Origin of the sequence: Nitratidesulfovibrio vulgaris str. Hildenborough, assembly GCF_000195755.1 — a bacterium.
Taxonomy (GTDB): Bacteria; Desulfobacterota; Desulfovibrionia; order Desulfovibrionales; family Desulfovibrionaceae; genus Nitratidesulfovibrio; species Nitratidesulfovibrio vulgaris.
Window position 1 is genome coordinate 3,451,926 of sequence record NC_002937.3, and the last position, 19,471, is coordinate 3,471,396.

A 19,471-nucleotide genomic window follows, 5' to 3' on the forward strand; every position below is an offset into this window, starting at 1 on the left:
GCGGGCGTCGGCAGACGCCGACCGGAGGTCGGCCTCGCTGCCATCGGCCATGCGCCGGAACGTGCGACGGGGTGGGCTGCGCAGGATGCAGCGCGGAACGCCGTCCACAGGGGGACGCGGGCGGCCCCGCTTGCGGGGTGCGTCGAAGGCCCTATGCGAATGCCGCCGGGCGGCGAGTTGCGTCGTCCGGCGGCACGAAAACGGTGCGGAACGAGTTGCGTCTAGTTCTCTTCGACGGTGAGGGCACCGGCTTCACAGACTTCCACGCAGGACTCGCAGCCGAGGCACTCTTCTTCATTCACGGCAACAGCCTTGCCGTCCTGAAGTTCGTAAACTTCAACGGGGCACACGTCCACGCATTCGCCGTCGCCAGTGCACTTGTCAGTGTCAACAGTAACAGTCCAACCCATGTCTTCCTCCGGGCGTTTTGTTGTGAGCGCCTATGCGCCCCCTTTTCATGATATCACCCTGACATGTCAGGAGTAATGTCGCTTAGCATGTCAGGGGCACGTTCAGCACTTGTTCCTGCTGATAGCTTTCGGCCCCAAGGGTGTCAAGCTTTCCGCGCAGAAAGCCGCTGACCCGCGCCAATCATTGCAGCACGAGCCTTACATGGTAGAGACGCGCCCCCCGCTGCACCTGTATCAGCACCTGCGCGTTCAGCTGATACCGACGATAGGCCACCGCGAAATCATCAAGGCTTTCGACCTGACGCGGCCCCACGGCGCGCAGCACGTCACCGCGTGCCAGACCCAGCTGTGCGGCGGGGCTTCCGGGACGGACTTCGGCGATGACCAGCCCGCCGCGCCCCTGTTGCAGGATGACGCCCCAGCGCTGTGCCGCCAGCCGTTCGGCGTCGGCCCGTCCGAAGATGGCGGGAACGACCCGCAATTCGCGCTCCTGACCGCCACGCATGATGATGACGCGCAGCACGTCCTTATGGGTGTAGTTGCCCACCAGCAGCAGGTACTCGTCCTTGCCGCCCACATCGTGCCCGTTGATGGAGAGGATGACATCGCCCGGTTCAAGGCCCACGGTGGCTGCCGGACCGCCTGCGAAGACCTCTGTGACGAGAAGCCCCGCCACCTTGCCAAGACCGAGCACCGAGGCGGTACGCGGGTCCACGTTCTGTCCGGAGAGGCCAAGCCACACGGGGCTGACGCGCCCCTGTCCCAGAAGTTCCTCCACCACGCCACGCGCCTTGTCGATGGGGATGGCGAAGCCGATGCCCTCGCCCCGCGCATAGACCGCCGTGTTGATGCCGATGAGTTCGCCAAGGATATTGAGAAGGGGGCCGCCGCTGTTGCCGGGGTTGATGGCGGCGTCGGTCTGGATGAGGTCGGTGAAGAGCCCGTCCTTGCTGCGGATGGTGCGGTTGAGGGCGGAGACCACCCCAGTGGTCACGGTGTGCGAAAAACCGAAGGGATTGCCGATGGCGAGCACCGTCTCTCCCGGCATGAGGTCGGCGGAGTGGGCCATGGGGGCCTCGGGCAGGCGTCCCGCGCCGGCAAGGCGCAGTACCGCGAGGTCGAAGTCCGGGTCTGCGCCCACGAGGTCTGCCGTGAAGGTGCGCCCGTCAAGCAGCCGCACGGCGATGCTGGTGGCCCCGGCGATGACATGGGCGTTGGTGAGCACGAGCCTGCGCTCTCCGTCGATGATGACCCCAGACCCCAGACTGCGCGAGGTGACGCGCTGTTTCGGCAGCCCCGGCGCCAGTTGGTCGAGCATCTCGTCATCGAGGAGTCCCGGCATGGGATTGACGCGGCGCTCCTCCACGCGGGCACTGGTGATGTTGACGACAGCGGGCGCCACCCGCTGCACAGCCTGCACCACCGGGGTCACACGCGGGCTGGCAGGGTCCACCGCAGCGAACGCGACCGGCTGCGAGTCAGGGCCGCCCAGCACACACAGGCATGACAGGCAGATGCACAGCACCCGCAGCACGGCGCGCCTCCTGCTGGCAACTCTCCCGGTGCGCCGTGCGACAGACCGCAATGGCAGCGATACGACACCCCCTTCAGCAGGCACGCCCCAATCCGTTCGCGGAAGCGGGCCCGACGCACCGGGGCAGGCACAGGAAGGCGGGGAGTCTCCGGCAGGGCGGCTACAGGACGCCGGATCATGTGACGACATATGCGGACTGGGCATGGGGGACCTCTTCGCGTATCGGGTGTGCGTGACCTCTATCCCTTATCCCTATACTGCAAGCCCGACCTGTTGTGAACGCATGGGCGATTGCCAACGCCCCATGCAGACGCTACCTTGCCGCCAAGCATCACAGGAGCGACCATGAACCACGAACTGCGTAGCGTCATCGACGCCATCAACCCTGTCGACCAGAGCCTCATGGCTGCTGCACAGGCCCATCTGGACAACCTGACCAAACCGCGCGGCAGCCTCGGCAGGCTCGAAGAACTGGCGGCGCGTCTCTATTGCATCGCCGGAGGACGGCGCCCGCTGCGCGTCGACCCGGCCCGCGTCTTCACCGTGGCGGGCGACCACGGCGTCTCGGCCGAAGGGGTGAGCCCCTTCCCGCAGGAGGTCACCCGACAGATGGTGCTCAACTTCGCCAACGGCGGGGCTGGCATCAACGTGCTGTGCCGCACGGCGGGCGTCGACCTGCGCGTGGTGGACGCCGGATGCCTTGGCGGACCGTTCCCCGAACACCCCGCACTCATCCAGCGCAAGGTGGCCGAAGGCACCGCCAGCATCGCCCGTGGCCCCGCCATGAGCCTCGAGACCTGCGAAAAGGCCCTGCTGCTGGGCATCTCGCTTGCCGAAGAAGCCGCTGCCGACGGTTGCCGCTGCGTTGGCACGGGCGACATGGGCATCTCCAACACCACTCCATCCACCGCCCTCTACTGCGCCTATCTCGGTCTCGACCCCGCCGATATCACCGGCCCCGGCGCGGGGCTGGCAGGCGAAGCCGTCCGCCACAAGGTCGAGGTCATCCGCCGCGCGCTCGAGGTGAACCGCCATATCGTGGAGGCAGGCGACCCTGTCGCCACCCTCGCGGCGCTGGGCGGCATCGAAATCGCCACACTGGCGGGGCTGGTCATCGGGGCCGCGCGGCACGGCCTCGCCTGTGTCATCGACGGGTTCATCTCCACGGCTGCGTTCACCGCCGCGTGGAAGATATGCCCGGACGTGCGCGGCTACTGCTTTCTGTCCCATGCCTCGGCCGAACCCGGCTACCGTAGCGTGGTCGATGCGCTCAATGCCCAGCCGCTGCTGCACCTCGGCCTGCGCCTCGGAGAAGGCACGGGCGGGGCACTCGCCATGTTCCTGATGCGGGCCGCCGCCGACATCTTCAACGACATGGCCACATTCGCCGATGCGGGCGTGAGCGAGGCCGACGACTGAACCGCATACGGGGCAGCCTGCACGGAAAGACTGCACACCCCGCACTGCGGGCAGGGGGAAGGCCGAAGCCGATACCAGCCCGAAGGCGATTCACGCAGATGCACCAACGCCCATGCATCCCCATGGAGAACCCGTCATGACACCACTGCTCGAACTGCGTGACGTCTCACGCCACTTCACCGTCCGGCGGGGGTTCTTCGACCCCACACCGCTGACGCTCAAGGCGGTGGACGGCGTGAGCCTCTCCGTCGACAAGGGCGAGACCCTCGGCCTCGTGGGCGAAAGCGGGTGCGGCAAATCCACGCTGGCACGGCTGGTCGTACGCCTGCTTGACCCCACGCACGGCGACATCCTGCTCGACGGGGACTCGTTGGTGACCCCCGGCACGAAGGTGCAGACCAGCCTTACCGGCAGGCTACAGATGGTGTTCCAAGACCCCTCTCATCGCTCGACCCGCGCATGTCGGTGGGCCGCAGCATGGCCGAACCACTGACGGCCTCCGGCCGTTCCTCCGCAGCCCGGCGCCGCGAACGGGTCGCCGCCATGCTCGACCGGGTGGGCCTGCGACCGGAACACGCCAGCCGCTATCCGCACGAATTCTCCGGCGGGCAACGGCAGCGCATCGCCGTGGCGCGGGCCCTCATCAGCAACCCCGACCTCGTGGTCTGCGACGAGGCCGTCTCATCGCTCGACGCCTCTGTACAGGCGCAGGTGCTGAATCTGCTGCGCGACCTGCAGGACGAGATGGGGCTTGCCTACCTGTTCATCTCCCACGACCTCGGGGTGGTGGGCCACATGAGTGACCGCATGGCGGTCATGTATCTGGGCAGGGTGGTCGAATACGGCCCCCGCGAAGCACTGCTGCGGACCCCGGCGCACCCCTACACCCGGGCCCTGCTGGCAGCGGCCCCCGGACGCGACCCTTCGCGCCGGACGCGGCGTCCGGCCCTCTCGGGCGACCTGCCAAGCCCACTCGCCGTGCCTACGGGCTGCCCTTTCCACCCGCGTTGCGCCGAATCCATCGCCCGATGCACAGACGACGACCCGATATGGCACACGGTGGCGGGAACGGGGCAGATGAGCCACACGGCCCGCTGCCACCTTCTCGCAAGCGGCTTGTGAAAAATTGGACTTGACGCTGACGCCGCACCGGAATCATAGTGCCCCTGTCCACGCGACCCACCAAGCAAGGAGAGACACCATGTCCAGCGAATTTACCAATGCCGTTCAGGACATCTGCGAAATCCTGATGTTCGAGAACTGGTTGCGGTTCTATTTCATAAAGGAAGGCGAGGGCGACACGCTGACCATCGAGGTGCCCGAAGCCAGCCTTGCGCGCATCACTGAACAGCACGCCCACCTCGTGCCGCTGGTCGAGGCCCTCAACGGACAGGTCATCGACCACACCACCTCGCAGCAGGCCGTGTGCACCTACGTGGCCGCCCACGTCGAAGGGCAACGGATGCGTGACGGCGTGCCCGCCACCGTCTTCGGCAGCACCACCTTCCAGAACGAGATTCAGCTTTTCGGCGTATGGGTGCAGACCCATGAAGAGCAACTCGACAAGGGGTTCCTCGACTTCGCCACATGGAAGGCCCTGTTCGCCGAATGGCGCAACTCCGACAAGGTGAAGGCCCAGATTGACGCCGCGCGCGAAGCCAGCACCCGCGCCTCCACCTCTTCCTGCGATACCGTGCAGTAGGTATCGCGCACAGGGCACCATGCGCTCCCACTGTCGTTTCCGCGGAAGGGGTTCCGCGTAGCGTGAGGGGCGACCCGGCCAAGCCGGGTCGCCCCTGTCTCATCTCCGCTATGTGCTACAATCTCAAGTGGCATGACCGCATGTCGGGCCGCCATCCATGACACGTTCGCGCACGGGTGCAACCCGCTCAAACGACGGACAGAGAGGAACGCCCCCCCGCGTCAGCCAAAAGACCTAGCGCGACTCGAACCAGTCACGCACCTCTCCGGTCACACGCAATGCATCAAGCCATCTCCGGGGCAACCACTCGCCACCGTGGCGCGCGCCCATCAGCATCCCCAGCATGAGCCCGCGCGCGCACGAGTCGCCTCCGCCCATGACATTCTCCACAAGGCCCGTCTCCGGTTCGTGTTCGTGACGCACCGCCATGTGCACCACCCCGCAGAAGGCGCCCTGCATACCGCATGACTGGCCGAACCTTGCAATGGCAGCAGAGGTATCGGTGCCACCCGCCATGAGCGCGAACTCCACCCAGTCCTGCGCGGGCAGGGCACCGTAAGGTTCTGACGCGGCCTTGCGCAACGCGTCCTCCATGCCTGCGCCATCAAGCAGGTACAACGCGGTGCGGGCGAAGAACGCGGCACCGTCGCCGATGACGGGTGCCCCGTGCGTCATGAGCGTCTGCGCACGTGCGGCCTCGACAAGCACATCGGGCGCTGCGGCATGGACTGCCAGAAGCGGTGCGATGCGTGAAGCACCGGCGAAGTCGTTGGTGATGGCGCCTGTCGCCGAAGGGGGGCGTCCGGCCCGGAAGTTCTCGAGCGCGCCCAAGGTCGCCTTGTCCATGTAGCCCTTGTAGTGCGACATCTCCTCGACCCATCTCCGGGCGAAGTCTGCGAGGTCGAAACGCCCCAGGGCCGACACGGACCTGAAGAGCAACATGGTCTGGTCGCCGTAGTGCGACAGGTCGCCAAGAGCCTTTCCGGCATGGTATCCGCGCCTTCCGGGGGCGCGCATTTCCGTCATGCGGCCGTATTCCTGAAGGATGTGCTGCTGGTCGTATTCCCAGTGTGCGCCCAGTGCGAGCGAGTCCGCTACGAACGAGGCGAGTATGGCGGCTTCGATGCGTGTCATGTCCGTTCTCCTGTGGGCGGTGAGCGCCCGCAGCCTTCAACGGCGTGGTGCCCCGCAACGGGGCGACGGGATAACGCGGGGTTGGACTACGGGTCTTGGCGTAACTGTAACATATCCTGCGAAGTCTGTCAGCGTCCGCAAACAGACACCTCCATTGCCGGGTGGAAAGGCACGGCAGGCGTTCGCCCACGGCAGGAGGCACCCCTGTCAGCCCACTGTGCCGACCGTCGCAGCCTCGATTCTGCATCGGCGCTGCAACGGCGAAAGGCCCGGACCGCTGTCCGGGCCTGCCAGCGACAGACGACCGCCCCCGATGCGGGGTCGGTGCCACCTCGGCGTCATGCAGCCGATTCATGCTCGCGATGGCGCCAGAGGCACGCATGGCGCCGGGTGGAAAGGCACGGCAGGCGTTCGCCCACGGCAGGGGGGCCCCTGCCTGCTCACTGTGCCGACCGTTGCAGCCCCGATTCTGCATCGGCGCTGCAACGGCGAAAGGCCCGGACTGCTGTCCGGGCCTTTCTGGGGAGGAGGGGCCGGGGGGAGTGCCCCGGCTGGTCATCATCGCTCGCCCGACGATGACCTGGCAGAGGAGGGTCGCGTAAGGAGGAGGGCACCGGACCGGGCAAGTCCGGCGAAGAGGCGCTGTGACGTGCGCCAGAAGTCTGCCATGATTTCTATGCCTCGACGCTCTGCGGGGGGGAGGTCGAAGAGCATGACGTCCAGAGGGACGGCTATGGCTCGGGCTGCGGGTCGGCCGTTGCCGGTGTATCGTTGGTTGCGGATGTGCATCACAGGCTCCTTGTTGCCTGCCTTCTCTAAAGCACCAACCGTGCCAAAGGATCATCTCCATAAATATCAGAACGCTACAACAGCGTACCATTTCACGGCCGTCGTGCACATGTGCAGACTTGCGCACGCTCTTGTGCACCATGCTGCACAAAATGCACGAAACGCATCGTGGGCTTGCCTTCGGCGCGCACCGGTCCTATCCCTTTTCCGCAACCCAAGGAGAATCCATGAGCAACAGACCCACAGACCCCGTCTACCCCGACATCTCCGACGACGACCTCTGGCTGCATATCCTTGCCGACCTCGACGCCTTCTACGGCGACAGGTTCAACCTCGACCAGAAGCGTCAGGCCTTCACCAAGACATGCGAGGCCTTTGACGACTACGTTCCCCTCGAACGCTTCACCAAGAGGGTGCGCGTCAACTGCGTGTGGAACCGCCGTATCGACCTCGACGCCTGAACAGCCAACGAAGGGGCCCGCCTGCGGCAACTGGCCTCGCTGTCCGCTGGCCGCTGGTTCCAGCCGTCTGCATACACCAGACAAAAAGAGGCTCCCCCGCCCTGCGCAGGGGAGCCTTCCGAGAACCGGAGCGACGCGTCGGGATCGCGCCGACCGGCGGTTACGGCAACATGCCCTTCAACGGGTAGGCCTGCAGCAGCGTCAGCACGCACACGAAGAGCGTCATGGCGATGCTGTGCCCCAGCGTGAAGCGGAAGAGGGAACCTTCCTGACCGACCATGTTGGTCGAAGCGGTCGCCACCGAGATGGACTGGGGCGAGATCATCTTGCCGGTGACGCCACCCGAGGAGTTGGCAGCCACGGTGAGGTGCGGGTCGACACCCACGGCCTCTGCGGTGGCACGCTGCATCCCGCCGAAGAGGGCGTTGGACGAGGTGTCGGAACCGGTAAGGAACACGCCAAGCCAGCCGAGCAGCGGCGCGAAGAACGGGAAGAGCCAGCCGGTCTTGGTGAAGGCGATGCCCAGCGTGGAGCTCATGCCCGAGTAGTTCATGATCTGGGCGAGGCCGAGGATCATGGCGATGGTCACGACGGGGAAGCGCAGCTGGTAGAAGGTGCGGAACAGGCAGGCGATGGCCTTGTCGAAGCCGTACTTGGGCATCACGGGCACAGCCAGCAGACCGGAGAGAAGAATGGCGGTACCGCCAGCCGAGATGAGGTTCAGCTTGTACTTGGCTGCGTAAGGGGCGTTCTTGGCGGCGATGGGGGCGGTCTTCTCGATGAGGTTGTGCAGGCCGGGCCAGTCGACCGAGACGGAGAAGATGCCGTCGAGCACCTTCTTCACACCGTCGAGACCCCAGAAGAACACCATGACGGCAAGGATGATGTAGGGCATCCATGCACGGATGACGTCACCCGCGCTGTACTGCGACACGGCGCTCAGTTCCACCTCGGCCTCACCGGGGAAGCGCCACGTGGTGGCGGGCTTCCATACGCGAAGCAGCAGCACGAGGCCGATGATGGTGACGATGGCGGACATGATGTCCGGCAGGGTGGGGCCGTGGTAGTTGGAGAACACGAACTGCGAACCGGCGAAGCACACACCCGCGACGGCGACGGCGGGCAGCACTTCCATGGCACGCTTGAAGCCGCACATGGTCACGCACAGCCACATGGGGACGATGACCGACAGGAAGGGAAGCTGACGGCCGACAATCTGGCTGATGTGCATGGTGTCGAGGCCGGTGACCTGACCTGCGACGATGATCGGGATGCCGATGGCGCCGAAGGCCACCGGGGCGGTGTTGGCGATGAGGCAGATACCCGCGGCGTAGAGCGGGTTGAAGCCGAGGCCCACCAGCATGGACGCGGTGATGGCGACAGGCGTGCCGAAGCCGGCCGTACCTTCGATGAACGAGCCGAAGGCGAAGGCGATGAAGATGGCCTGCAGGCGACGGTCGTCGGTGAGGCGGGCCAGCGAATCCTTGATGATCTCGAACTCGCCCGACTCGACGGTCATGTTATAGACCCACACGGCGGTGATGACGATCCACACGATGGGGAACAGACCATAGGCCGCCCCGTACAGCGTGGCGCTGGCGGCAAGAGACACGGGCATGCCCCACACCGCGATGGCGAGGACGATGGCGCTGGTCGTGCCGAGGAATGCGGCCACATGGCCCTTGGCCCGCTTGACCGCGAGCATGTAGAACAGGATGAACAGCGGAATGGCCGCCACAAGGGCCGAGCCGAGCGCGCTGGACAGCGGGTCGTAGTTCTGGATCCAATTCATGAACGGTTCCTCCTCAGGGCTGCACGGGCCTAGCCGCAGGCCCGCATGTTGTGATGCTTATGCGCGCATTACGGCATCACCACGCCCATGAACAAGCCATCCCACCTATCCGTACGGTTTTCCAGACACTTCACTTGTGCAAAGCCTTCGCCCCTTCCCGCCCGCCATTTCAGGGGCAAACGCGGCACAGGCTCCCCGAGTCGGATGTAACCCATGACAATTGAATAGGTTTTTTCCGCCCGCACACTGGTTGAACAACTTGCACATATACATTAACCCGCGCTCATGAACTCCGCATAACACTGACAAACCCATAATACATCGTTATTAAAAGACAAACACGACACGCTGCGTATCCATTAAAAGGCAGTAACACATGCGAGTCCGAGAAAATGGACAGCCTGTGCAAGACAAGCAGTCCGTGTCACGTGGGAGGAACGCCACGGCTGCGACGCCTACGCATGAAGGGGCATCCTCTCGCCGCAACGGGCTCTTTGAAGCGCCCTCACACGCCTACCCTTACAGGCTGTCCATGTGTAGGGGCACGCATGCAAAGACGGCGCACCTTACGGTGCGCCGTCCGGCATTGGTAACATCTGAAAGTCATGCTCACACGTCGCTTTTCCCGCCAGCAGCGCAGGGCAGGCGCCTTCTCCGGCATCTCGCCGCCACGCCATCCGCCACGGCTACCCCGTGATCATGCAGCGCGACGCGACGCCTCGTGCCCCCGCCCGTGCATGGAGGCGGCCTCTGCTGGCGAGGTCATTCCGCAGCGGCCTGCAATGTCCTGACGCAAAGCCCTGCCAGCATCCGTGCAGCAGCAGGCAGTCTCGGGGCGGTTCTGCCATAGGTGGCGAGAAGGTCCCTCGCATCGGCACGGCGAGTGGCCCTGTCGATGGACGCGAGTTCTTCTTCGGTGAACTTGCGTTCCATCTTGTGATGATTGCCCCACACATGGCCCCATGCCGCTTCCGAAAGAGGGGCTGCGCGACCGGCGTCCTGCCGGTGCACGACGCGCACCCTGCCGTCGTACCGCACCATCCCCCCCGCCTTCCACACCTGAATGTCGTGTTCGAGGTCATCGACCTGCGAAGGCGAGAAACGGATGTCGAAATCCGGCACGCCCAGACGCTGGCATGCACGTCTGTCCAGAAGATGGCAGCAGCCCATGACGGAGAGGCAGGGCCTCGCATGGTCGTACTGCCCAAAATCCATGACCAGCGGGGCATTGTTGGTGAAGCGTATGAGATGCCTGCCCGTCTTCTCGAAGAAACGCGCCACGTACTGCACCGTGGGCAGGGTACCGGGGTTCACGCCCTTGGGGCCCACCACCACCGTGCCGGGATGCTCTTCCATGTCCTGCACATAGCAACGCAGCCAGTCCTGCGGCAGCAGCACGTCGTCATCGAGGAAGGCGAAAAGGTCGGCCTCGCGCATGGAATCGAGGTGCCACAGCCAGTTTCGGGCCGCAGGCGCGCCCACGTTCACGGGCAGGTGGATGAGTTCAACGGGCCTTCCGGCGGCGGTGGCGCGCACCGCAGTCTCGAAGTCTTCACGCGAGAAGGTCGTCGAACCGTTGTTGATGAGCGCGATGGTCGCCCCGCCCGTGTCCGACGCCAGCAGGCTGCGCAGGGTATCGAGGGTCACCTCGAACTTGTTCCACGTATAGAAGCCGATGCCTATGCGCTTGCCCGCAAGGATGTCAGCCGGTGGCGCAGGGCGGTCGAGGTCGTCCAGCGTCCGCAACAGGTGCAACTGCGCGGGTTCGCCCGCCAGTGCCTGTGCATACAGGTCACGCGCCCCATCACGGTCGCCAGCGGCATGGGCGCGACGGGCATGGTAGAGCGTGAGCAGGGGCGAAGGCAGCGACACGGCAACGCATGACGCAGCGCAATCGTCATCTCCGGCCGCAAGGGCCGCATGGGCGAAGAGGGGTGCCACCAGCGACGCCACCGGGGTCGCCATGAACGCGGTCACGCCTGCTGCCATGTGCTCCCACGAACCAAGTTCCCATAAGCGCAACAGGCAGGCGAAGGCGTCACCGTGTGACGCACTGCCCACCGCAACGCGCACGGCCTCCAGAACGGCATCGGGCGAGGGCGGCAAATCATAGGCACGCCCAAGCGCCTCATTGGAGGGCACGTTGGCATGTTCGCCGATGCACGCCTCCACGCCCCGCAGCCATGCCGCATACTCCGGAGACGGCGGGGCCATGCGCGAGAGCGTATTCACCAGTCCACGCAGGGCGTCGTCGAAAGGATGCAGCATGAGTGCCTGGCGCAGCAGCCCCGCCGCGAAATGCAGACGCCCCTGCCTGAAGGCGGGCGGCTGCCGGTCGAGGTCGCGCAGGAGGGCGTCGGCCCACAGCATGGCATAGCCCGGCTGGCTGTAGCCGTGCAGCAGATGCAGCGTCACATGATGTGCGAGCAGGGTGTCATAGGCGTGCATGGTGTCTCCTCGTTGGGTGCACAGTATCCAGCAAGAGCGATGCCAGCAACCATAACCAGCCACCACGAAAGGGATTCCACCTCCGGCACTCCGTTCATCTGCCCCCCCGTCCGGCAAGGTGTCCGAATGATGACAACTGCCCCGATTCCCCCATCTCTCCCTGACCGGATGCGCCACAACCTGCGACGTGCGGGGCTTCGATAGGCGATGACTACAGTCCCGCCCATGGCGCCCCCCCCTTGCACGTCGGCAGGGACCGCGCCGGGCCTCACGTCCGCCAGCCTTCGGGCCACTAGCGTCGAATGCGCCTTCGGCGCACCCTGTCGGGCCCCGGGGCTGCTGCGACACCGCCTCCTGACTGCGCAGCGTAAACGCTCATTTATTCGATATTGCTAATCCAAGGACACCCTGCTGACTCCTATCATCTATTCATAGACAAAAATGTTACTAGATTCTCATATACAACGCGCTTAAAATACATTTATTGCCATTTTTGATATTCTGACATATTTCTCGGTTCCCGGCGACGGAATCTCCCGTCGTCGCACCACCACGGCCATGGGCCCGCACAGTCACCACGGAGAACGCGCATGTGTCGCCTGTTCGCCCTGACCTCCACATCCCCGGTCTCGCCCATGCTCGCCATCAATGCCCTCAATGTCATGAAGGAAGGGCACGATGGGTCGGGCGTGGGCCTGTATCTTTCGGGGCTTGAAGGTCCTTTCGCCGCCCACGAGGGGCGGCCCGTCCTTTCGGGCATCTTCACCGATGCCGGACGCAAGCGCCTTGACGCGCTCATGAAGGAGCGCGGCTTCCGCCCGGTGCACAGTCTTGAAATCCGCAAGACCGACCCGCCTGCGGGCACGCCGCGCCGGGGCATGTACCTTGCGCAGGTGTACGAACCCGCCCCGGCATGGGAAGAGCTTTCGGCCGCGCACCGCGCCGCCTCGCTGGTGGAGACGCGCGTCGCCATCCGCGAAGCCGGTGAAGAGAAGCGCGACATGATGGCCTTCTCCTTCTGGCCCGGTGTGGTGATGATCAAGGAGGTGGGCGACCCGCTCACCATCGGTCGCTGGCTCGACCTCGACAGGAGCGACCTGCACGCGCGCCGCATCCTGTGTCAGGGCCGCCAGAACACCAACTACGCCATCAATCTCTATGCGTGCCACCCGTTCTTCATCGAAGGCGTGTGCACCATGACCAACGGCGAGAACACCGCCTTCGTGCCCATCCGCGAGTACCTCCAGACCCGCGGCATCCCCGGCTACATGGGCTACCAGTCCGACTCCGAGGTATTCGCGCACATCCTGCACTTCACGCTCAGGCGTCTCGGTCTGCCGCTGGAGGCGTACAAGCACGTCATCACGCCCCTGCGCGGCGCGGAACTGGCCGAACACCCCGACAGCGCCACGCTGACGCGGCTTCAGACCGTGTGCCGTCGCATGATCATCGACGGCCCCAACTGTGTCATCGGCGTCACGCCCGAGGGCACCATGTTCATGGTGCAGGACCGCAAGAAGCTGCGCCCCGGCGTGGTGGGCGGCAAGCCGGGCATCTACGCCTTCTCGTCGGAAATCTGCGGCCTCGACGCGGCCATCCCCGACCGCGACCCCGCGCTGGACTTCCAGCCCATGCATCTCGACACGGCCTACGTCAGGCCGGATTGTCAGGAGGTCACCGTATGCAGCCAGCTCAAGGCATTACCCCCTCGACCCTGAGCGTGAAGGACCTGCCATGGCAGGTCGAATGGGACAGGGCCACCTGTGCGCTGTGCGGTCGCTGTACCGCCGTGTGCCCGGTGAACGCCATCGAGCTTGGCGTGCATCGGCAGCGCATCGTCGACGCGCCCGTGGGCCTCGCCAAACGCCCGTCCAACGCGCACACCGTCTACCACGGCGTACGCCAGCGCACCGACGCGGCCTATGCCTGCGTGGGCTGCGGCATGTGCACCATGGTCTGCCCCAACAACGCCATCCGCCCCGTGCATCAGGCCGAGGCCACCGCACTGCGCTTCCACAACAACCGTGGCGGACAGCCGCGCACCCGTGGCGGGCGACGCAACGACCCGCTGGGGCTGCTCGACCAGATCAAATTCATCCGCATCTCCATGCTCACCGACCCGGCCCTCGATGCCGGACGGCACGAGTTCGAACTGCGCACCCTGCTGGGCCGCATCCTGCCCCCCGAAGAGGGCATGGCCGCGCTGCATGGCAACGGCTGGGTGCCGCCGGTGCGCGAAATCTACCCGCTGGTCATCGGCGGCATGAGCTTCGGCGCGCTCTCGCCCAACATGTGGGAAGGGTTGCAGATGGGCGTGGCCTACCTCAACGAGGAGATGGGCATGCCCGTGCGCATGTGCACCGGCGAGGGCGGCTGCCCCCCGCGCCTGTTGCGCTCGCGCTTCCTCAAGTACGTCATCCTCCAGATAGCCTCGGGCTACTTCGGCTGGGACGAGATACTCCACGCCATCCCCGAGATGAAGGAAGACCCCTGCGCCATCGAGATCAAATACGGGCAGGGTGCCAAGCCCGGCGACGGAGGCCTGCTCATGTGGCACAAGGTCAACAAGCTCATCGCCTCAATCCGTGGCGTGCCCCCCGGCGTCTCGCTGCCGAGTCCGCCCACGCACCAGACCAAGTACTCCATCGAAGAGGCCGTGGCGAAGATGATCCAGTCCATGAGCATGGCCTGGGGCTTCCGCGTGCCCGTCTACCCCAAGATATCCGGCACCGCCACGGCACTGGCCGTGCTCAACAACCTCGTCCGCAATCCCTATGCGGCGGGGCTTGCCATCGACGGTGAGGACGGCGGCACGGGTGCGGCCTACAACATCTCCATGAACCACATGGGACACCCCATCGCCTCCAACATCCGCGACTGCTACAACGCCCTCGCCGCGCAGGGCCGCCAGAACGAGATTCCCATCATGGCGGGCGGCGGCATCGGCAAGAACGGCAACCTCGCGCACAACGCCGCCGCGCTCATCATGCTCGGCGCCAGCATGGTGCAGAGTGGCAAGTACATCATGCAGGCGGCTGCGGGCTGCGTCGGCTCGGAGGTCGACCGCTGCAACATCTGCAACATAGGCCGCTGCCCCAAGGGCATCACCTCGCAGGACCCGAGGGTGTACCGCCGCCTCGACCCCGAGAAGGTCGCCGAAAGGCTGGTGGACGTGTACCTCGCCTTCGACACCGAACTGAAGAAGGTGTTCGCGCCACTGGGCCGCTCCACATCGCTGCCCGTGGGCATGTCAGACGCCCTCGGCATCGCCGACCGCAATGCGGCGGAGAGGCTCGGCATCAGGTACGTCGTCTAGCGGGCGGGCAGGTTCCCGGCCCCGCGCACCGGGCCGCTGGCGCACACGCGCCGCGGCAAACGCAAGCGGAGAAGCATGATGTCCGGCAATGAAACGATCCGCATCGGCGGACTGGATAACGGAGAGCGCGTCTCGTCGCGCAGGCTCGAAGAGCGCATACAACAGGCCGTACAGGATGGCGCGCGCACCATCGACATCGAGGCGGCAGGGCAGCACGGCATAGGCGGTCGCCTGTGGGTTGCCCGCACCGAACCCGTGCGCGTGACCGTGCGCGGCGCGGTGGGCCAGCGTCTCGGTTCCATGGGATGCGAAGGCACCAGCATAGAGGTCATGGGCCCCGCCTCCGAGGACGTGGGCTGGCTCAACGCCGGGGCCGACATCCTCATCCACGGCAACGTGGGCGGGGGCACGGCCAACGCCATGGCGCAAGGCCGCATCCGCGTGGGCGGCAACATCGGCTCGCGCGGCATGACCATGACCAAGCAGAACCCGCGCTTCACCGCCCCCGAACTCTGGGTGCTGGGGAGCGTGGGCGACTATTTCGCCGAGTTCATGGCGGGCGGCACCGCCGTGGTCTGCGGGTTCAACGCACAGAACCCCGCCAACGTGCTGGGCTACCGCCCGTGCGTGGGCATGGTGGGCGGGCGCATCCTCGTGCGCGGTCCCTATGACGGCTTCTCGCAGGCCGACGCGCGCCTCGACCCCATCGACGACGCCCTGTGGCAGTGGCTGGTGGACGGCCTTGCCGACTTCACCGCCGCCCTCGGCAAGCCCGAACTCGCCGCCGCGCTCTCGGTGCGTGAGGAGTGGCAGTGCATCGTGGCGCGCGGCCCCTACGAGAAGACGGGCAAGACCCGCCGCTCCATCTCCGACTTCCGCCGCAACGTGTGGGACCGAGAACTGGGCATGGGCGGTCTTGTGGGCGACCTGACGTCGCTCGACCGCAGCCCCATCCCGCTCATCACCACCGGCGAACTGCGCCGCTTCGTGCCCGTGTGGGAGAACGCCCGCTACGCGGCCCCTTGCCAGTCGAGTTGCCCCACGGGCATTCCCGTACAGGAACGGTGGCGGCTGGTGCGTGACGGACTCGTGGACGAGGCCGTGGACATGGCGCTGGCCTACACACCCTTTCCCGCCACTGTATGCGGCTACCTGTGCCCCAACCTCTGCATGCAGGGCTGCACCCGCAACCTGCAACGCATGAAGCCCGTGGACGTGACCATGCTCGGCAAGGCCGGGGTGCGTTCCGACATACCGGCCCTGCCGCCCCTCACCGGGCAGCGCGTGGCCGTGGTGGGCGGCGGTGCGGCGGGCATCTCCGTGGCGTGGCAGTTACGGATGCGCGGCATCGAAGCCGTCATCCACGACATGGAGCCTCTCCTCGGCGGCAAGATTGCCTCGGCCATTCCCGAAAGCCGCATCCCGCGCGAGGTTCTCGACGCTGAACTCGAACGCGTACGCAAGGTGCTGCCCCACATCCACCTGCACCGCAAGCTGACGAAGGACGACTTCGAACAGTTGCGCGCCGACTTCGACTTCGTGGTGCTGGCGACCGGGGCGAGCAAACCCCGTATGCTGCCCGTACCCGGCAGGGAGTTGGCGACCACGGCCCTCGACTTCCTGCGCGATGCCAAGTCCGGCAACGGCAAGCCCTGCAAGCGCGTGGTCATCGTCGGCGCGGGCAACGTGGGATGCGACGTGGCCACCGAAGCCGCACGCCTCGGTGCCGAATCCATCACCCTCGTCGACATCCAGACCCCCGCCGCCTTCGGCAAGGAGCGCGACGAAGCCGAACATGTGGGTGCCACCTTCCGCTGGCCCTGCTTCACCCGCGAGGTGACCGCAGATGGGCTGGTGCTCACCACCGGCGAGCTCATCCCCGCCGACACGGTGGTCTTCTCCATCGGCGATGCGCCCGACCTCGACTACCTGCCCGACACCATCGCCACGGAACGCGGCTACGTCACGGTCAACGACCTTGGCCAGACCACCGACGCCCGCGTCTTCGCCATCGGCGACGTGGTGCGCCCCGGTCTGCTGACGCAGGCCATCGGCGCAGGTCGCAAGGCCGCCGGTGCCATCGCGGACATGGCAGAGGGCAAACGCCCCGTCTCCGACACCCGCGAGATGGTGGACACCGCCCGCATCAAGCTTGAATACTTCGACCCGCGCATCTCCGGCTTCGACGACCTCGAACGTTGCGGCGAAGCGTGTGTGAGTTGCGGCGCATGCCGCGACTGCGGCGTGTGCGAGACCATCTGCCCGCAGGGGGCCATCTCGCGCCGCGACCTCGGCGAAGGACGCTTCGAGATGACTGTGGACGGCGAACGATGCATCGGTTGCGGCTTCTGCGCCGGGGCGTGCCCGTGCGGCATCTGGAACCTCGTGGAGAACACGCCGCTGGAGTAGCAGCCTCGAACGCCGCCGTGCCCGTGCCCAAGACGCTGGCACAGGTGTCCCGCCGCCACTGAACAGCCGCGGGGCACGCCACAGGACGCGACAGCGCCAGACGAACATGCAAGGCCCCCCGGACGACCGGGGGGCCTTTTACGTGACGCGACGCCACCGGCAGGTCGAATCCACTGCGGCAACAACGATGAGGCAAGCCATATCTCATAGGTGTGGCATTCTAGCCACTTGCCCCATGGCATAGCATCCCGGTCACATCGGACACTCAGGCATGCTCTCACGATACGGCAGTAATCCGCGGACTCCCAACTACGTTCGAACCGACTCCTCCACATTGACAGCGCGTGCACCCGGTGGGCATAGGATGGTATGGCCTCTTCATACCCATGTCGCAGCAAGGAGCACGCATGAACGCCGCCACGCTTTTCGTCCGCTGTCTCGAAGCAGAGGGCGTCGACCATATCTTCGGCATCCCCGGCGAGGAGAATCTCGCCTTTCTCGAGGCCCTGCGTACCTCGTCCATCAGGCTCGTACTCACCCGCCACGAACAGGCGGCGGGCTTCATGGCAGCCACCTACGGCAGACTCACGGGACGCCCCGGCGTATGCCTCTCGACCCTCGGCCCCGGTGCCACCAATCTCGTCACCGCCGTGGCCTATGCACGCCTCGGGGGTATGCCGCTCATCGTCATCACCGGGCAGAAGCCCATCAAGCACAGCAAGCAGGGGCGGTTCCAGATTCTCGATGTGGTGCGCATGATGGAACCCATCACCAAGTCGACCCGGCAGGTGGCTTCGGGTTCCGCCATCCCCTCGCTGGTGCGTGAGGCGTTCCGCCTTGCCGCCAAGGAGAAGCCCGGCCCCGTGCATATCGAACTGCCGGAGGACATCGCCGCCGAAGAGGTCGCCACCACACCCCACACCCCTTCGCTGGTTCGCCCTGCACAGGCCGACCCTGAACTCGTGGGCGAAGCCGCGCGACGCATCCGCAAGGCCAAACGCCCGCTGCTGCTCATGGCGGCAGGGGCCAACCGGCACGACGTATGCGGCCACCTGCGCCGCTTCATCGACACCACCGGCATGTTCTTCTTCTCCACCCAGATGGGGAAAGGGGCGGTCGACCAGCGGCACCCCCGGTCTCTCGGCACGGCGGCACTCTCTGACCACGACTACCTGCACTGCGCCATCGAACGTGCCGACTGCATCGTCAACGTGGGGCACGACGTGGTGGAGAAGCCGCCCTTCTTCATGCACCGCGACGACGGGCGCACCGTCATCCACGTGAACGTCTTCCCGGCGCAGGTCGATGACGTGTACTTCCCGCAGCTTGAGGTGGTGGGCGACATCGGCGAATCGCTGCAACTCATGGCCGACATCGTCGGACGCTGCCCCGGCGCGGACGACGACTACCTCAGGCGCATCAAGGAACACATCGACGCCCACGTCTACGCCACCGGCCTCACCAACTCCTTTCCGCCCACGCCTCAGAGCATCGTCAGCGAGGTGCGCGAAGCCATGCCCGAGAACGGCGTGCTGGCCCTCGACAACGGCATGTACAAGCTGTGGTTCGCCCGCAACTACCGCGCCTATGCCCCCAACACCCTGCTGCTGGACAACGCCCTCGCCACCATGGGGGCGGGCCTTCCCTCGGCCCTTGCCGTGGCCCTGCTGCGCCCCGGCACCCCCGTGGCGGCCCTGTGCGGCGACGGCGGGTTCATGATGAACTCGCAGGAACTCGAGACGGCGGTGCGCCTCGGCGTCGACCTCACGGTCATGGTGCTGCGCGACGACGGCTACGGCATGATCAAATGGAAGCAGGCGGGCATGGAACTGCCCGTGCATGGTCTCGACTTCGGCAACCCCGACTTCGTGCGCTACGCCGAAAGCTACGGGGCCACGGGGCATCGCGTCTCAGCCCCTGACGGGCTGCGCCAGACCCTGCGCCGCTGCCTCGCCACGCCGGGCGTCCATCTCATCGAAGTCCCGGTGGACTACAGCGAGAACGAAAAGGTCTTCATCGAAGAACTCCGCAGCAAGACATGCCTGCTGTGACGCGTG

At 65.8% G+C, this 19,471-nt stretch carries 12 protein-coding genes and 1 pseudogene; 8 read left to right on the forward strand and 5 right to left on the reverse strand.

Annotated elements, in window-relative coordinates; translation table 11 throughout:
- Nucleotides 1-221: 221 nt before the first annotated feature.
- Together DVU_RS15420 and DVU_RS15425 are read right to left on the reverse strand one after the other, a co-directional pair.
- Nucleotides 222-410: a ferredoxin gene (locus tag DVU_RS15420; RefSeq protein ID WP_010940534.1), complete on the reverse strand. Its 189-nt coding sequence runs from the start codon at nt 408-410 to the stop codon at nt 222-224.
- A 181-nt stretch (nt 411-591) separates the two neighbouring features.
- Entirely contained in the window at nt 592-1,944 is a 1,353-nt protein-coding gene (locus tag DVU_RS15425; RefSeq protein ID WP_011791400.1) for a trypsin-like peptidase domain-containing protein, read from the reverse strand.
- A 345-nt stretch (nt 1,945-2,289) separates the two neighbouring features.
- Between DVU_RS15425 and cobT the strand changes: the two genes are divergently transcribed.
- The 3 genes and pseudogenes from cobT (at nt 2,290) to DVU_RS15440 (ending at nt 5,065) form a co-directional block, all read left to right on the forward strand.
- Nucleotides 2,290-3,363 carry a nicotinate-nucleotide--dimethylbenzimidazole phosphoribosyltransferase gene (gene cobT, locus DVU_RS15430; protein WP_010940537.1) on the forward strand — a complete coding sequence of 358 codons (1,074 nt, stop codon included), beginning with the start codon at nt 2,290-2,292 and terminating at the stop codon, nt 3,361-3,363.
- Nucleotides 3,364-3,499: 136 nt separating this feature from the next.
- Nucleotides 3,500-4,485: pseudogene (locus tag DVU_RS15435) on the forward strand (ABC transporter ATP-binding protein).
- Nucleotides 4,486-4,564: 79 nt separating this feature from the next.
- Complete coding sequence (locus DVU_RS15440) at nt 4,565-5,065, forward strand: hypothetical protein (RefSeq protein ID WP_010940538.1); 501 nt, start codon at nt 4,565-4,567, stop codon at nt 5,063-5,065.
- Nucleotides 5,066-5,299: 234 nt separating this feature from the next.
- Here DVU_RS15440 and DVU_RS15445 read toward each other — a convergent pair whose 3' ends face one another.
- Entirely contained in the window at nt 5,300-6,199 is a 900-nt protein-coding gene (locus DVU_RS15445; protein WP_010940539.1) for an ADP-ribosylglycohydrolase family protein, read from the reverse strand.
- A 1,016-nt stretch (nt 6,200-7,215) separates the two neighbouring features.
- On the opposite strand from DVU_RS15445, the gene DVU_RS15450 reads away from it, so the two are divergent.
- Nucleotides 7,216-7,449, forward strand: coding sequence for a hypothetical protein (locus DVU_RS15450; protein ID WP_010940540.1), 234 nt, complete (start codon nt 7,216-7,218; stop codon nt 7,447-7,449).
- A 160-nt stretch (nt 7,450-7,609) separates the two neighbouring features.
- Here the strand turns inward: DVU_RS15450 and DVU_RS15455 are convergent, their stop codons facing one another.
- Both DVU_RS15455 and DVU_RS15460 read right to left on the reverse strand, forming a co-directional pair.
- The gene (locus DVU_RS15455; RefSeq protein ID WP_010940541.1) at nt 7,610-9,241 is read right to left on the reverse strand and encodes an L-lactate permease; all 1,632 of its coding nucleotides are present in this window, start codon (nt 9,239-9,241) and stop codon (nt 7,610-7,612) included.
- Between the two features lie 762 nt (nt 9,242-10,003).
- Nucleotides 10,004-11,689 carry a glycosyltransferase gene (locus tag DVU_RS15460; RefSeq protein WP_014524639.1) on the reverse strand — a complete coding sequence of 562 codons (1,686 nt, stop codon included), beginning with the start codon at nt 11,687-11,689 and terminating at the stop codon, nt 10,004-10,006.
- Nucleotides 11,690-12,279: 590 nt separating this feature from the next.
- Between DVU_RS15460 and DVU_RS15465 the strand changes: the two genes are divergently transcribed.
- The 4 genes from DVU_RS15465 (at nt 12,280) to DVU_RS15480 (ending at nt 19,465) form a co-directional block, all read left to right on the forward strand.
- A complete protein-coding gene (locus DVU_RS15465; protein ID WP_011791395.1) occupies nt 12,280-13,407 on the forward strand; it encodes a class II glutamine amidotransferase domain-containing protein in 1,128 nt (375 codons plus the stop codon).
- Entirely contained in the window at nt 13,371-15,005 is a 1,635-nt protein-coding gene (locus DVU_RS15470; RefSeq protein WP_010940548.1) for a glutamate synthase-related protein, read from the forward strand. Before DVU_RS15465 ends, DVU_RS15470 begins: the two co-directional genes overlap by 37 nt.
- A gap of 78 nt (nt 15,006-15,083) precedes the next feature.
- Complete coding sequence (locus DVU_RS15475; RefSeq protein ID WP_010940549.1) at nt 15,084-17,414, forward strand: FAD-dependent oxidoreductase; 2,331 nt, start codon at nt 15,084-15,086, stop codon at nt 17,412-17,414.
- 407 nt (nt 17,415-17,821) lie between these two features.
- A complete protein-coding gene (locus DVU_RS15480; protein ID WP_010940550.1) occupies nt 17,822-19,465 on the forward strand; it encodes an acetolactate synthase large subunit in 1,644 nt (547 codons plus the stop codon).
- Nucleotides 19,466-19,471 lie beyond the last annotated feature (6 nt).